The 16,110-nt window shown below is 51.5% G+C and carries 14 protein-coding genes; 6 read left to right on the top strand and 8 right to left on the bottom strand.

The window, feature by feature from the left end:
• The first annotated feature begins 1 nt into the window (after position 1).
• The 5 genes from ribD to NSP04_RS06530 all read left to right on the top strand — a co-directional run bounded on the left by ribD (position 2) and on the right by NSP04_RS06530 (position 3,357).
• On the top strand, positions 2-1,135 hold the full coding sequence (gene ribD, locus NSP04_RS06550; protein WP_257511541.1) for a bifunctional diaminohydroxyphosphoribosylaminopyrimidine deaminase/5-amino-6-(5-phosphoribosylamino)uracil reductase RibD: 1,134 nt from the start codon (positions 2-4) through the stop codon (positions 1,133-1,135).
• Positions 1,136-1,143: 8 nt separating this feature from the next.
• A complete protein-coding gene (locus tag NSP04_RS06545; RefSeq protein WP_257511540.1) occupies positions 1,144-1,770 on the top strand; it encodes a riboflavin synthase in 627 nt (208 codons plus the stop codon).
• 89 nt (positions 1,771-1,859) lie between these two features.
• The gene (locus NSP04_RS06540) at positions 1,860-2,285 is read left to right on the top strand and encodes a DUF5675 family protein (protein WP_257511539.1); all 426 of its coding nucleotides are present in this window, start codon (positions 1,860-1,862) and stop codon (positions 2,283-2,285) included.
• Positions 2,282-2,872, top strand: coding sequence for a hypothetical protein (locus NSP04_RS06535; protein WP_257511538.1), 591 nt, complete (start codon positions 2,282-2,284; stop codon positions 2,870-2,872). Before NSP04_RS06540 ends, NSP04_RS06535 begins: the two co-directional genes overlap by 4 nt.
• Before the next feature lie 2 nt (positions 2,873-2,874).
• Positions 2,875-3,357, top strand: a complete 483-nt coding sequence (locus NSP04_RS06530; RefSeq protein WP_257511537.1) for an Hcp family type VI secretion system effector — start codon at positions 2,875-2,877, stop codon at positions 3,355-3,357.
• Positions 3,358-3,366: 9 nt separating this feature from the next.
• Here NSP04_RS06530 and NSP04_RS06525 read toward each other — a convergent pair whose 3' ends face one another.
• From NSP04_RS06525 to NSP04_RS06495, 7 genes are all read right to left on the bottom strand, one after another.
• On the bottom strand, positions 3,367-4,104 hold the full coding sequence (locus NSP04_RS06525; protein ID WP_257511536.1) for a DUF3047 domain-containing protein: 738 nt from the start codon (positions 4,102-4,104) through the stop codon (positions 3,367-3,369).
• Positions 4,097-5,533 carry a TIGR04283 family arsenosugar biosynthesis glycosyltransferase gene (locus tag NSP04_RS06520; protein WP_257511535.1) on the bottom strand — a complete coding sequence of 479 codons (1,437 nt, stop codon included), beginning with the start codon at positions 5,531-5,533 and terminating at the stop codon, positions 4,097-4,099. The genes NSP04_RS06525 and NSP04_RS06520 overlap by 8 nt, the downstream gene beginning before the upstream one ends.
• Positions 5,534-5,545: 12 nt before the next feature.
• Positions 5,546-7,027 (bottom strand): magnesium transporter, encoded by a 1,482-nt coding sequence (gene mgtE / locus NSP04_RS06515; protein ID WP_257511655.1) that lies wholly within the window; start codon positions 7,025-7,027, stop codon positions 5,546-5,548.
• 36 nt (positions 7,028-7,063) lie between these two features.
• Entirely contained in the window at positions 7,064-8,323 is a 1,260-nt protein-coding gene (locus tag NSP04_RS06510) for a putative Na+/H+ antiporter (RefSeq protein ID WP_257511534.1), read from the bottom strand.
• Positions 8,324-8,344: 21 nt separating this feature from the next.
• Complete coding sequence (locus NSP04_RS06505) at positions 8,345-10,144, bottom strand: chorismate-binding protein (protein WP_257511533.1); 1,800 nt, start codon at positions 10,142-10,144, stop codon at positions 8,345-8,347.
• A gap of 58 nt (positions 10,145-10,202) precedes the next feature.
• Entirely contained in the window at positions 10,203-11,405 is a 1,203-nt protein-coding gene (locus NSP04_RS06500; protein WP_257511532.1) for a patatin-like phospholipase family protein, read from the bottom strand.
• Between the two features lie 85 nt (positions 11,406-11,490).
• Positions 11,491-13,806, bottom strand: a complete 2,316-nt coding sequence (locus NSP04_RS06495) for an NADP-dependent malic enzyme (RefSeq protein ID WP_306815273.1) — start codon at positions 13,804-13,806, stop codon at positions 11,491-11,493.
• Between the two features lie 123 nt (positions 13,807-13,929).
• On the opposite strand from NSP04_RS06495, the gene NSP04_RS06490 reads away from it, so the two are divergent.
• Complete coding sequence (locus NSP04_RS06490) at positions 13,930-15,114, top strand: aminotransferase class I/II-fold pyridoxal phosphate-dependent enzyme (RefSeq protein ID WP_257511531.1); 1,185 nt, start codon at positions 13,930-13,932, stop codon at positions 15,112-15,114.
• Here NSP04_RS06490 and NSP04_RS06485 read toward each other — a convergent pair.
• A complete protein-coding gene (locus NSP04_RS06485) occupies positions 15,111-15,971 on the bottom strand; it encodes a lytic transglycosylase domain-containing protein (RefSeq protein ID WP_257511530.1) in 861 nt (286 codons plus the stop codon). The two genes, NSP04_RS06490 and NSP04_RS06485, sit on opposite strands and share 4 nt — an antisense overlap.
• Positions 15,972-16,110 lie beyond the last annotated feature (139 nt).

Genomic DNA, 16,110 nt, shown 5'->3' with positions numbered 1-16,110 from the left:
CATGCCCACTCTTTTACACACCGATGAACACTGGATGCAGCATGCGCTGAACCTGGCATGGAAAGGTCAGTACAGCACCACGCCCAATCCACGAGTGGGTTGTGTATTTGTGCGCGACGGTGTTGCAATTGCCGAGGGCTTTCATGCCAAGGCAGGCGAAGGCCATGCGGAAGTGCAAGCCATGGCTGATGCCAAAGCGCGCGGCGTTTCACTGCAGGGCAGCATAGCTTATGTAACCCTTGAGCCCTGTGCACACCATGGCCGCACTGGCCCCTGCGCTGATGCTTTAGTGCGTACCGGTGTTTCCAAGGTAGTGGCTGCTGTACTTGACCCCAATCCGCTGGTTGCAGGCAAAGGCATGGCGATGTTGCAGGTTGCAGGCATTGAAACATTGCATGGCGTGCTGGTTGAACAGGCGCGTTGGATCAACCGTGGCTTTTTTAGCCGAATGGAGCGCAAACGCCCTTGGGTGCGCCTGAAAATAGCCAGCAGTGCCGATGGCATCAGCGCCTTGAACAATGGGGTGAGCCAATGGATTACTGGCGAACAAGCCCGGCTGGACGGGCACCACCTGCGCGCCCAAGCCTGCGCCGTGCTCAGCGGCATTGGCACGGTCAAAGCCGACAATCCGCAACTGAATGTGCGCGGCATTGACACCGACCGCCAACCCCTGAAAGTGATTGTCGACAGCAAGCTGGAAATTTCGCCCGATGCGCTGTTGCTGCAAACCGGCAAAGTATTGATTGCACACACCGAGCCAGAACTGCCCGCATGGCTGACCACGCACGCTAATGCCGCGAATATCGAGGCGCTAAATGTGGCGCCGGTTGCAGCTGGCCTGCACGCCGGAAAAGTAAAAACCGACCTGCTGCGCCTGTTACTGGAATTGGCGCAACGCGGCGTTAATGAATTGCACCTTGAAGCGGGTTTTGGCTTGAACGGATCTTTTTTGCAAGCAGGGCTGGTCGATGAAATTGTGCAATACGTTGCACCCCGCTTTTTGGGTCCGGGCCAAGGCCTGTTCCGCCTGCCTGAACTGGAAAGCCTGCCAGCCTACCTTCAATGGGCACTGCATTCATACAAACAAATCGGAGAAGACCTGCGTATTACGTGGGTTAGTCACAAACAGGAGTAGTAGCACACATGTTCACCGGCATTATTGAATCGATTGGTACCATCGAAACCATCACCCCACTGGGCGGCGCAAACGCTGGCGTAAGGTTGGCAGTACAGGCACCCACGCTCGACTTTTCCGATGTAAAACTGGGTGACAGCATCGCCATTCAGGGCGCGTGCATGACCGTGGTGGCCATGACCAACGAAACCTTTCATGTGGATGTGTCGCAGGAAAGCCTGTCGAAAACAGTGGGCCTGAGCCAACCCGGTGAAGTGAATCTGGAAAAAGCCATGCGCTTGTCTGACCGCGTGGGTGGACATTTGGTGAGCGGCCATGTGGATGGTTTGGGCAGCGTGGTTGAATTTGAACCTGTGGGCGAAAGCTGGCACCTGCAAATTCGATCACCAAAAACGCTGTCGCCGTTCTTCGCTTACAAAGGCTCGGTGACCGTGAATGGCGTCAGCCTGACTGTGAACAAGGTGGACGATCTTGAAGGTGGTGAATGTGATATTCACATCAACCTGATTCCACACACTGTTCAAATGACCACGCTGAAGCACTTGAAAGCGGGAAACGCGGTGAATTTAGAAATTGATCAAATTGCGCGCTATTGCGAACGGATTGTGAAAACAATGAATTTGAATCCAGCCTGATATCCCTCTGGTTCACTCTTTCTTGGTAACTGTTTTGCACTGGCACATACCGCTGCTATGCTCCGCATTCAATTGAAATGGGAGCGGGCATGACAGAGAGTTATGTGATTCACGTCAACAGGCGTTGGCAAACTGAGGAATCGACGATTTCTGATTTTTCGGTCGAAAATACCGATTTAAAGGGCTACATCTTGGAAGAAAAAGGTCCCTCTTCTGCGCAGGCTGGAATGCAACTCCGAATTCCCGCAGGGGAATACAATCTCGTTTGGCACCATGGGGGACGTTTTGGACCCAAAGTACCCAAACTTTTCAACTTTCAAGTAAGCCCTGGTCGATTAATACTTATCCATCCCGGCAATGACGCAAGTGACACTGAAGGCTGCCTAATCGTAGGGCATAGTCGGAAAATCAATCGTGTCGAGAGTAGCAAACTGAAATTTGGCCAGTTAATGAAACTGCTGGAACCGACCGACCTATCCAAATCAAAGCTGATTATCACTGAGGACTTTCAATGATGAGCATTTTCAAGACCAGTATCTGCATGCTCCTTACGCTCACTCAATATTTGATTTTGCTTCCAACAACCTACGCACAAGTCAACGATATCTCAGAATTCGCACGTGGTGATCATGTATACATGCCTTTGAATTCAGATTTGACGCACACTCTCAGCCAAGAAACTTCTGGAATGCATCAATTTGAAGGGAGCCTCGTATTGACAGGCAAAGTTGAAGTGTTCTGGTATACGTGGACATTGGATGAGGAATCAGAAATTCGAATGAAACTTGAATTTATTCCAAGGACGGATGAACTTGAGAAGATTCCACTTGTTCTATATCCCCATGAACACTTCAAATTAGCCAAACGTCTTGAATTGAACACACCCAATGAAGCATTGGCACAGATTTTTGGTGCTAAAACCGCTGCATCAATCATCAAAAACCAAACGAGTCGATCAATTGAAGGTATCGCAGAATTTTCAGTGTATCAAACCTTTATTGAATGTGATCGACGCTATTTTCAGGCAACTTTAATCAAATTCGACGCTCAGTCAACCGCACAAGACTTGGCTTACCAATATAAAAAACGCTGTGGAGACTGATTATGAAAACCGATTTCTTTCTGCTCATTCCGGGTATTAAAGGCGAATCCGCAGACCACAAATACGCAAACTCAATTGACATCGACTCGATTGGCTGGGATTTAAAAAATAGCGGAACCACGCATTATGCCCGTGGCGGAGGCTCGGGAAAAGTTGAAGTCGACAGCATCAGCTTGACCAAGTTGGTTGATCGATCTACACCAAATTTAATCAAGGCTTGCTGCACTGGGCGACATTTTGATAAAGCAAGTGTCATTGTGCGGAAAGCGGGCGAAAAACCCTTGGAATACCTGCGCTTTGAACTGGAAAGCGTATTCATTAACCGCGTTAGCCAAGGTGGGAAAAGCAGCAATGATCAGGTTAAAGAAACAGTGTATTTAAGTTTCTCATCATTCAGAACGATTTACACACCGCAGTCGGAGACTGGGGGCATGCTGGCCAAAGTGGAAGGTGGTTTTCGGATTGCAGAAAACATTAGCACTTAAGGATCTAGTTTATTCAGCACTAATTTTCCCAAACAAGGCTTTCGCTTTCGATTTCGTGTTGTCGGAATCAGCACCCAGTGCAATGCCAGTGAACATCACTGGCCCTTGCGGCAATTCATCGCCGAAAGCCTTGCGCGCATCCGCTTGCAGGTCACGGTTTTCTGCAATCAGTTCGCTGGCTGTTGCTGTGTCGCGTACCACGATATTCCTCACACGTTCAGTGAAAGGATTGTCGAACACCTGCCCCACTTTTTCACCGGGTGTACCCCACACATAACACAGTGTGGCGGCGGGCAAGCGTTCTCCTGACACAGTGCGCGCCGCTGCCAATGCCAGGCGCGTGCCAATGCCCAGCTTGCCTTCATCAATTTGAATGAAGGCACACAACTTTGCCCCTGCATCGTCGCCTGCTTTGGTTTGCAAATTTGCCTTGGTGGGCTGCGTCAAAACTTGCCATTCCCAGCTCAGCGCTTTTAGCGTAGTGGGCTTTGCAAACGGGTGCACCAAAGTGCCGTAAGCCATGTCAGCATCAGCTAGCAGCACAGTTTTATTGCCCTGTTTTAACAGCCTGAATTCGGTGTGTTCTGCAATGTCGGGGTGGTACTGCGGCTTCCAGGGCGAAGGAATACCCACTGTTGCGTTTGCAGGCCATTGCGCCAAGGCCTCCGCTGCTTGCACAGTGGGCGACACCGCCATACCCAGCAAACTGGCAATTGACAAACCAAACAGCTTTCGCACACTACTCATATTGACCACCCGTGTTCCTGTTTCTTGAATTGGACTGTTCATCGGTATAACGTTCCGCCCAATCAACAGGTACACAACCTTGTTGAATCGCTGTTTCCAGATCGGCAGGTTCATCAATGTCCAGTTGGGCATCAAGCCATTGGGCCTGCACCCCCTGCTTGGCCAACACAGCCCTGGTTTGCTCGGCCACACTGCCTGTGCCCCATTGAATATGCTCTGCAAATACAGCAGGCTCGCATCGGGTGCAGGCCAGTGCCACATAGCCACCATCCAATGCAGGAACAAAAGCAATTGAATGTACTTTTGCAGCGAGAACCAAATTACTTAAATCAGCGCGAGTAAACTGCACCGCATCTGGCCCCAACAACACCACAATTTCAGCAGACTGCAAATGCATTTCAACTGCGGCTTGCATGCGTATTCCAAGGTGCCCTTGCGGCTGAATGTATCGCTGCACTGTGCGGCCATTCAGCAAGTCAAGCCACTGCGCTTCACTTCCGCCATCGGTCCACAAAACCACATGAAGCCCCTGCAATTTTTCCAATGTACTTAACAGTAAATAGCGCGCAAAGGCGGCGCAGCCGTCGGTTCCCAGCAGGGGTTCCATTCGGGTTTTAACCTGCCCTGGTTGTGGGTACTTGGCAAACACCGCCACAATAAATGGCAATTTGCGGCGTGTATCGGCGTATTGCCGGGCGAGCTCATGCGGAGAAACACCGCGCCAATAATCAAAACGCAAACGCCACATTAAAAGAATGGTTTTCCATGCACCATGGGAGTCCCAGCGCCGCCCGGAGGTAATGACTGAAGCACGAATGGCAAGAAATTCTTCTGCGGCAGTTTGCTTCAGAAGCTTGCACAGTGCGATGTCTTCCATCAAAGGTTGAATCGGAAAGCCGCCCACCTGATGAAACAGTTCACGCCCCACAAAAAGCGCTTGATCGCCCGTACCAATTTTGCTTAGGCGCGACCTCTGGTTGATGAACCACCCCACCAAGGGCAACCATTTACTTTTACCAACAACGCGTACATCAAACCTCCCCCATACACACACTGCGCTGCGGGTACTTATTTGAGTGTTTATTTTGTCCAAGAATTCGTGCCAAGCAGTACTGCTCAACACTGTGTCGGCATGCAAAAACAAAAGAATGTCGCCCTTGGCTTTTGCTGCGCCAGCATTCATTTGCAGCGCACGGCCCTTAGCGCTCTGAATGGCTTGCAATTGCGGGTGTACGGTCAGGTCTTTTATTGCATGCCAGCTAAAGTCGGTGGAGTTGCCATCGACCAGTATTACTTCGTCACAAGGGCGAAGCAAACCCAACAGGCTTTGAATTCGCGGGGTGAGTGAGTCGGCGTGTGGGCCCGGAACTTCGTTGTACACGGGCATCACAATCGAAACTGAAAGCGCTAGGTTGGGCAAAACGGACACAGCCAAGATGCCTTAAAAGAACAGGGAGGCAAGCCCCAGAAAAATGAAAAAGCCCATGCTGTCGGTGGTGAATGTAAGAAGTACCGAAGAACCCATGGCCGGGTCGCGCCCCAATTTCTCGAGCCCCAGTGGGACCAACACGCCGATCAGCGAACCCACCAGCAGGTTTAGCATCACGGCCAAGGTCATTAACAAACCCAGCATGACCGCATTCGGCGTACCGAAATACAAACCCCAAGCAGCCAAACCAGCCACACTGCCCCATACCACCCCGTTCAAACCGCCAATCGCCAATTCTTTTTTCAACAACAATTTCAAATTGCCTGCGGTGACCTGACCCAGAGCCAGTGAGCGAATCATCAGGGTCATGGTTTGGTTGCCCGAGTTACCCGCAATGCCCGCCACAATCGGCATCAGCGTGGCCAAAGCCACCACTTTGGCAATGGTGCCCTCAAAGGTATCAATGACCCGGCTTGCAAAAAATGCAGTACAAAGGTTCAAACCCAGCCACAGCCAGCGGTTTTTCGCCGACTCCCAAACTGAGGCAAATAAGTCCTCTTCTTCACGCAAACCAGCGCTAGAAAGCAAATCAGCCTCACTTTCTTCACGGATAACGTCCACCACCTCATTCACGGTCAAGCGGCCGATCAATTTGCCGGAGGGATCGAGTACCGGGGCAGAGACCAAGTCATACCGTTCGAAGGCCTGTGCCGCTTCATAGGCATCGTCGAGTGCAGACAACATCAACACTTCGCGGCTCATCACTTCTGAAACCAGTGTTTCTGGTTCATTCACCAACAAACGGTCAAGCGGCAAGCTTCCTTTGAAGTGATCAACACGATCCACCACAAACACCTGGTCGGTTTGATCAGGCAATTCGTCAAAACGGCGCAAGTAACGCAACACCACTTCCAGCGTTACGTCGTCACGAATGGTCACCATGTCGAAGTCCATTCGCGCACCCACGGTGTCTTCGGGATAGCTCATGGCGGCACGCAGTTGCTCGCGCTCTTCCAGGCTTAATCCGCTGGCCAACTTTTCCACCACATCACGCGGCAGGTCTGGCGCCAGTTCAGCAATTTCATCTGCATCCAGTGATTCAGTGGCAGCGTACAGCTCATCGCTGTCCATGGAACGAATCAAGGTTTCACGAACTGCATCGCTCAACTCAAGCAGAATTTCGCCGTCGCGGTCAGACCGTACCAAGCTCCACACCAGCATGCGCTCTTCTTGCGGCAAACTTTCAAGCACATAGGCCACGTCGGCAGGATGCAGCAAGTAGAGCTTGTTACCAAGTTCCGTCAGGTGCTGCCGGTGTACCAGTTCCTCGACCAAGCTTTGGCGCTCGGGGTTGACTGTTGTTTGCTGATTGTGAACAACACTTTCAATGACTTTCTGTTTGCGCAACATGGCCTGCACTTCGGCCAAAGCCCGCTGTGCATCATCGAGATCGTGAGGCAGCTCGATGGCTGGCTCCTGATCGTGGTAATCCATGTTTTGTTCGCTCAAAGCATCGGTCCTGAGACAGGATTACAGAAACTGAAAAGCCACAACTGCCACCAAGGTGGGGCCAAGGGCAGCCAAAAACAATTTGCCTGGGTTAATTGCACCGTCGTTAAAATACTTTTGTAAAATTGCAAAGCCTGCCGGGTTGGGCGCATTGGCAATCACGGTTAAACCACCACCGGTTACGGCACCCGCAACCAATGCATACTTAAACTGATCATCCACACCTTCAACCAGCGACCCCAAGTATGTCAAGGCGGCGTTGTCGGTAATTGCAGTCAATGCGGTGGCGCCATAATACAACGCTGTGGGGCTCATGCCCGTCAACACGTCTTGTAGCCACCATGCTTGCATGCCACCCAACACCACCAAGCCAGCCAGGAAGAAGGCCACCATCAAGCCTTCTTTTAAAATCAATTTGTCTTGGTAACGGCTGTATGCGCTGGTGTAGCCCAGAAAGAACAGGAACAAACCCATGAACATGGCTGCATGGTGTGCAAAAATCACCACCGCCACCAAGAACAGCAGATGGGTCGCTATTACCCAGATTGGCATGTCTTCCTTGGGACCAGTTTCTACGGGTTTGCTCATGGCCGTCAGTTCTTTGGCGAACAGAAAGGTAACAGCTGTCGCATTCACAAACACTGCGATCACAGCCTTCCAGCCAAACATGGTCAACATGTATTGCATGTCGAAACCCCATTTGGCTGCCACCATCAACACGGGTGGCGCCGCAAATGGCGTTAAGGTACCGCCAATGGAAATGTTCACGAACAACACACCGAGTGTGCCGTACATCAGTTTGTTGCTGATGCCTTGAGAATAAAACCGGTCGCGCAATAAAAATGCAGCCAGTGTCATGGCAGCTGGTTCGGTGATGAACGAGCCGAGCAGCGGCACAATTGAAAGTGTGGTGAAAAAATAGGCTACTTGCCTGTCCACAGGAATTACCGATGCCACGACCCGCACAATTCGACCCGCCAACACCAGCACCGGCTTGCTGGCTGCAATCACCATGATGGCAAATACAAAAAGGGGCTCGGTGTAATTGCGGGTGTCTACATATTCAATCGCCTCGGTTTTACCCACGATAAAGAACATGAACACCACCAACACCATGGCCCAGAAACCAAACACGGCTTCCACTTCACCCAACAAATGCCATAGGCCGGCATGGTTGGGCTGGGTGTGCGCAAGGCGCTCAAAATATTTGGTGGAAAATGTATGAACAACGGCGATGGCGAACAGACTTGCGCCAATTATCTCGATGGTGGTTGGGTTCATGTCACAGCCCTTTTATTTTGTTTATTGTTTAGTGTCAAAGAACAGCTTTTTTCCTTGCTTGTCCAGCACCGCAGATACGGGTACCCAGCCCCGCAGGCTGTTAATCAACCACACCTGCTCGGCGCGCTGCAAATCTTGCACGTTCAGCTTGGTTTGTCGAATCGTATTTTCTCTTAAAAGCTGATCACGGAACACCCCAGGCAATAAATAAGTGCATGTGCTTTCACAAATTTCAGGGGTTAACAATTCGCCGCTAATTTTAAGCACCACATTGCACCGGCAGGTCTCGGTAATTGCGCCTTGCGCATTAAACAACAGCACATCAAATGCACCGTTGGCCTGCTGCTGAAAAGAATCGTATTCAGGCCGATGGGTGGTTTTATAAAGAACAAAATCAGGGTTTGCATCAAAATGGGAATCCGCCAGGCGAATTTCAACAGGCCCCTGATCAAGCTCCAAAGGCTGAAGCTCAACATTCAGTTCACCGTGCGCATTCAACAGGCACCGGGCACGGTGCAGGCCGGTGGGGTTTGAAGTGGATTTAATGTGTAAAACCTGTCGAGCATAATCATGATCAAACAAATAAGAGAAATGATTGGCTGTTTTGGCCATGCGGTGCAAATGTTCGTCCAGGTTCAGCCATTTCCCATGCTCTAGCCGCAGGGTTTCAAGCACCTGAAAGTCACAAGTGGCATTGCGCAGGAAAATTGTTTTTTGCCACCATTCCTTTTTCTCATCAACCAAGTCGGAATACCAGGTGATGCCACTACCCACACCATATTCCAGTAACTCGTCCTGTTCAATCACTGTGCGAATCGGCACATTGAAATGCGCGACTCCCCCAGGGCTAAGCACACCCAAAGCACCACAATAAAACTTGCGGGGTGCCTGCTCCCACTGCGCAATGCGCAGCATGGCCTGCGATTTTGGTGCTCCAGTTACACTGCCGCACGGAAACAAAGCTGTGAACACGTCGGTCAAGGTGGTTCCAGCTTTGGTTTGCCCACAAATGCTGGAAGTCATTTGATCCACCGTGGGCAGGTGCATGACATCAAACAAAGATCGAACCTGAACCGACCTGGGCTCGCACACCTTGGCCATGTCGTTGCGCAACAAGTCCACAATCATTACATTCTCGGCACGGTCTTTTTCACTGTCGCTCAACACATCAAAACTATCTGCATTCGGGCGGCGTGTGCCTTTCATCGGTGCGGTTTGTAATTCCTGGCCATCCCAATTAAAAAACGATTCAGGCGACAAGCTGATGGCATTGAATACACTGCCGCGCAAAAATACACTTTGCGGCGCAGGCTGCTGCAAATACAAATGTTGAAAAAGCGCCCATGCATCTTGATGGCTATTGCGCGCTTTCAACCGCGTGGTCAGATTGATTTGATAAAACTCACCCGCTTCAATCGCCTTTCGAACTTCAGCGTATGAGTTGGCAAAGTCGGCGAAATTTTGGGAATCTTGCCAGGGCGAGAAAGTATGCGTAGGGTCTAAAGCCTTCAGCTTGCTTGTTGGCCACAGCTCAACCTGATTTGGCTGAAAGGCATGAAATTCAAGCAAGGGGAAATCGATGCTGGCGCACACAGGCAGCGAGGTATCAAATACAGGTGCAGCTTCATAGCTAAGCCCCCCCAACACGTAATAACCTTGCCGTGCCAGCGCATGGGCCTGCTCAATCAGTGCACACACCGCAGTCGAGTCAACGGTACTTAACACCTCTACAGCTTCACCGGTTGCAACGCGCAAACCATCTGGCCCATCGGGCTGGGTCATTCTGGCGTGCCATGCGGCAAAAACTTGGCTGGAAGACATGAGAAGAATTGGCCCGAACTGCCCGAAAGTTCAATTGTAACGCGGCTGGGCAGCGAACTTAGCGGGCGGGCTGACCCAAGTGAAAGAACTCATAAACCGCTTCCCGCTTGGCAATGGTGTCGGCAATGCCAAGGCGAATCAGCTCACGGGTGTAGTTCGCCTCAAACAGCAAGTAACTGGCCAAAGAAGAACCACCTGCCTCGGTAGCGCCGAGGGCAGAGAGCAAAGTTCGAACAGGGCGTGGCAAATCTTGAGTGTGGCGTGCGGCAATTTCATCAATGCGCTCGGAAGGCGAAATCACCAATAGTTCGATGGGTTTTAATGTGGTTTTGGTGGCCATTTCGGGCGGCAACAAACCCAGGGTTTTGTTCACACGGCTAAGTCGTTCAATGTCAATCGACAAACTGTCCAGAAATATCGAAGCCATTGCATGACCAGCGATTTGTGCCAGGCTGGGGTAAGCATTCTGCACCTCCAAAGCCTGTGTGTGGTCTTTGTCCGCTTGGCTGGAGCCAATAACCATGACCCGATTCGCGCCCAAGTGAATGGCCGGGCTGATGGGGGCCAATTGGCGAATTGAGCCATCGCCAAAATGCTCCATCTTGCCTTCAATATTTAACTTCACGGCAGGGAACACGAATGGAATCGCGGCCGATGCCAACAAATGCTCAACGGTAATTCGATCGGGCAATGCGACCCGCTGGGTTCGCGCCCAGCTTTCAATGACTTTCTGAGTTTGGAAGAAAGTCACACTGCGGCCGGAACTGTAGCTTGATGCAGTAACCGCCAAGGCATGAATGGTGCCATTTTCAAGGGCTTCATCCAGCCGGCGAAAGTGCAGCAGCTGGTTCATCAAATGTGACAGTGGCGTGTTGTCCAATAAACACCGGGGGCGCTTGCGCAGCATCCAGCCGATGGACAAGGCCGACAACCAGCGCGCACCCGTGCGAATAATGCCCAGCGAATCGGAACGGAATACCTGGTCTGAACTGAAGTTTTCCCAGACCTTCAACATGCGGTCGGTGGACTGATAGAAATTTCGCCCTGCGCAAGCGAGAGCAGCGGCATTGATTGCGCCCGCCGACGTGCCACAAAGTATTTTGAAGGGGAAATCAAACTCGCGTTTGTTTTCCTGCTCAAACCATTTGGCAAGCTGATGCAGAACGCCCACCTGGTAGGCCGCCCGCGCACCACCGCCAGACAACACCAGGCCGGTGATGTCTTCGTGGTCTTCACTGTGAAATGTGTCGTGTTCGCTCATGAAACTATTGTGCGACACAAATGACCGAAGTTAAAACAAAAACAGGCGTGCCTTGCACGCCCATTTGTCGTTTTAAAACGCAGCGTTAAATCGAGCTGACGCGTTCTGAATTTGCATCCAGAACAGCCAGAGCGGTCATGTTCACAATGCGTCGCACAGTGGCGGAAGCCGTCAGAATATGCACCGGCTTGTCTGAACCCAACAAGATTGGGCCAACCGCAATACCGTTGCCTGCTGCAGATTTCAGCAAGTTGTAGGCAATGTTGGCTGCGTCAATGTTCGGGCACACCAGCAAATTGGCTTCGCCAGTCAATGTTGAACCCGAGAAAATCGAATTTCGCACTTCTTCATCGATTGCGCAATCGCCATGCATTTCACCGTCGACTTCAAGCCAGGGTGCAATGTCGCGCAAAATTTGTAGCGCTTCACGCATTTTCACAGCAGAAGGCTGGTTGCTTGAACCAAAATTGGAGTGCGACAGCAACGCTGCCTTGGGTTGTACGCCCAAACGCAGCATTTCTTCAGCTGCCATCAAGGTAATTTCAGCAATTTGCTCGGCTGTGGGATCGTAGTTCACATGGGTGTCGACCAAAAACACCTGGCGGTTGGTCAACATCAAGCCGTTCATGGCACCGTAGGTGTTGCAACCAGCACGCAAGCCCAGTACCTGGTTCACATAATGCAAGTGCAGCGAATGGGTGCCAAAAGTACCGCAAATCATGCCATCTGCATTACCGTTCTTGATCATCATGGAACCGATCAAGGTATTGCGGCGGCGCATTTCAATTTTTGCATACGCCTCGGTGACGCCCTTGCGCTTGGTCAGGTCGTGATACATGCGCCAGTACTCTTTATAGCGCACATCGTACTCGGGGTTGATCAGTTCGAAATCGACACCGGGTTTAATTCGCAGGCCAAATCGCTCCAGGCGGCGCTCGATCACCGCAGGGCGGCCAATCATGATCGGCTTGGCGATGGCTTCGTCGACCACCACTTGCACAGCGCGCATCACGCGCTCGTCTTCACCTTCCGCAAACACAATGCGCGATGTTTCCGGCGTTTCGGCCACACAACGTTTGGCCACGGCAAAAATCGGCTTCATGAAGGTGCCGGAATGGTAAACAAACTGCTGCAACTGGTCTTTGTAAGCTTCCAGATCGGCGATTGGGCGCGTGGCCACACCACTTTCCATGGCGGCTTTTGCAACCGCAGGCGCAATGTGCACAATCAAGCGTGGGTCGAACGGCTTGGGAATCAGGTACTCAGGGCCAAAACTCAGGTTTTGGGTGCGGTAAGCGGAGGCCACCACATCCGATTGTTCTTTGCGGGCCAGTTCAGCCACGGCACGCACCGCCGCAATTTCCATTTCCTTGGTAATGGTGGTTGCACCCACATCCAAGGCACCCCTGAAAATGAAGGGGAAACACAACACGTTGTTGACCTGGTTCGGGTAGTCGGTTCGGCCAGTGCACATAATTGCATCGTCACGAACCTCTTTCACCTGCTCAGGTAAAATTTCAGGGGTTGGGTTGGCCAGCGCCAGAATCAATGGTTTGGCAGCCATGGTTCGAACCATGTCTTGCTTCAACACACCACCTGCGGAAAGACCCAAAAACACATCTGCGTCTTTGATGACATCAGCCAGCACCCGTGATTCAGTGTCTTGAGCAAACAGATCTTTGTCGGGGTCCATGTTGGTGGTGCGGCCCTTGTACACCACACCATCGATGTCAGTTACCCACACGTTCTTGCGGGGCAAGCCCAATTCAACCAGCAATTCGAGGCAAGCCAAAGCGGCTGCACCGGCGCCAGAAACCACAAACTTCACTTCGTCCAGTTTTTTGCCGATCACTTCAAGACCGTTCAAAATGGCGGCACCCACCACAATTGCGGTGCCGTGCTGGTCATCGTGAAATACTGGAATGTTCATGCGACTACGAAGAGCACGCTCTACCTTGAAACAATCGGGTGCCTTGATGTCTTCTAGGTTAATGCCACCAAACGTGGGCTCAAGCGAGGCGATAATCTCGATCAGCTTGTCTGGGTCGTTTTCATTGATTTCAATATCGAACACATCGATACCGGCAAACTTCTTGAACAGCACAGCCTTGCCTTCCATCACCGGCTTTGCGGCCAAAGGGCCAATATTGCCCAGGCCCAGCACTGCCGTGCCGTTGGTAACGACGCCCACCAGGTTGGCTTTGGCAGTGTAACGCACCGCATTCAATGGATCGGCTTCAATTTCTTCACAAGCTGCTGCAACACCCGGGGAATAAGCCAATGCCAGGTCACGCTGGTTTACAAGGCTTTTGGTCGCCGAAATCTGCAATTTCCCAGGCTTTGGAAATTCATGATATTCAAGGGCGGCTTGCCTGAAGCGCTGATCCATTGGTTGAGCCATATAATCTTCTCTTTTAGGTGAACAACAGAACCGAAAATTATAGGCTCAGCCAGACAGGCTGTCGCTAGGGGTTTCCACAAATCAGACAACTTGTTGGCAACTCTCACTGACAATGGTGAAAAATTGAAGCAGTCCGAACTCAGTACATTGGTGCAGCCCTTCCATGTCATGGAATTGGTTAAGCACGCCAACGCTCTTGAAGCCCAGGGCAAGCCGGTGATTCACCTGTCAATCGGCGAACCCGACTTTCCCATGCCCGAGCCAGTACAACAGGCGCTGGTTCAGGCCATATCGACCAATAAAACTCGCTACACCGCAGCACTGGGCTTGCCAGAGCTTCGCCAGGCAGTCAGCGACTACTATCGAAGTGCTTTTCAGGTTCAGGTTCCCGCGAACCAAATCGTGATCACCTCAGGTGCATCAGCCGCGCTGATGTACGCCTGCCTGGCGCTTGTGAACCCTGGCAACGAAGTACTGCTGGCCGACCCAGGCTACCCCTGCAACAAAACTTTCATACAAATGACAGGCGGCACCCCGGCTTTTGTGCAAACGGCAGAGGAAGAAAACTTTCAGCCAAGCTGGGCTGATCTTTCAAAACACTGGACTGAAAAAACAGCCGGTGTGCTGCTGGCATCACCCAATAACCCCACGGGCACGCAACTTACTGCCACCGCAATGAAAGAAATTACTGCGGGCGTGGCAACGCGTGGGGGCTTCATTATTGTGGATGAAATATATCAATCGCTGTGCTACGACCACCCAGCGCAAAGCGTGTTGCAAGTTACAGGCGCGCCAAGCGAACAGATGCCACTGCTGGTGATCAACAGCTTTTCAAAGTATTTTGGAATGACCGGTTTGCGCTTGGGCTGGATGGTGGTGCCCGAAAACCTGTTGCCTGCCATTGAACGATTCGCTCAAAACCTGAGCATTTGCCCCAACACCCCGGCACAGTGGGCAGCGTTGGCCTGTTTTCAGGCTGAAACCCTGGCCATTTGTGAAGAGCGCAGAAAACTATTCAAGGCACGCCGCGATTTCATGGTTCATGCCCTGCCTGGCGCGGGCATTGAGCTGCATTCCACCCCAGACTCTGCGTTTTATATTTACGCGAAATCTCCCTACAGCAGTGAAGACTACTGCAAAGACCTTTTGGAAAAAGCATGGGTGTGTGCGGTGCCCGGCAAAGACTTCTCACAATACCGGGGCAATGAAATGATGCGGTTTTCGTACGCCAACTCGATGGAAAATCTGCAAATTGCCATCGAGCGCATTAATCAGTTCAACCAAACCGGCTCACCGAAAGCAGTTTAACCTTCAGTACCAGCCACAGTCACCGCAGAAACTTTTTCTGCATTTCCGCGTGAAGCCACCATTTGACCCTGCTGGTGCACAGAATCAATCCTGGACTTTAAAGCCAGCACTTTGCCTGGGTAACCACCGTCGTTGCCATGAATTGCCGCGCCCACATACCAGCGCAAACCGGCGTTGACTGAACCTGTACGGCGAGTGTATTCGCGAATAATCTTCGCACCCACACGCATATTCATTTCAGGATTCAAAGGCGACCAATCGCCAGGCGACAATGCTTCAAACTTGTCTTTGTGAATCTTTGGCATGATCTGCATCAGGCCACGTGCACCCACTGGGCTTGCTGCGAACGGATTGTAAGAAGACTCGATGCCTACAATCGCCAGAATCAAAGTCGGCTCGACCTTTTCTTCTTTGCCAACTTTGTAAGCCAGTCGAACAATCGATTCGACTGCCTCTGGCGAGACACTGTAGCGCTTGGCCAGATACGATGTAATTTGACGCTGACCAGCAGTCAAAGGCTTGCTTGAATCAATTGAATTGAACTTTACTGGCATCATGCCGTTCGACGACGAGCCTGTTGAGTCCGCATGGTTGCTGCCATCGTTGACTTCAACGCCACCGGCTGCCAAGCCTGTGCTGACCAAGTCCAGTTCCGCCGCAAATATTGCCTGCACCGGAGCCGAGAAAAATACCTGACTTCGAAGTTCGGCATTCGAAAACAATATTGCTACTGCACCTAAGACCAGCACGGATGTTGCTACACCCAGGCCTGTAAAGGCTTTTCGCAAAGACTGTTTATAACTCTGAGGTTCGACCAACTGGCCATTGACGCTCAGAACGGTTTCGTACTGCTTCATGCAACCTCCTCTGCTACGCAAACGCAGGCTTAACCCTGCATTGTTTGACTCAGCGTTGCATCTGCCTCCATTTTGTCCGTGAGGCAGAACGTTCTGCTTTAACCATTCCTTACAAATACTGCGCGGCTAAAACACTCTT

The sequence above is a fragment of the Limnobacter parvus genome, assembly GCF_024623725.1.
Lineage (GTDB): Bacteria > Pseudomonadota > Gammaproteobacteria > Burkholderiales > Burkholderiaceae_B > Limnobacter > Limnobacter parvus.
This window is presented reverse-complemented; position numbering and strand designations above follow the sequence as displayed.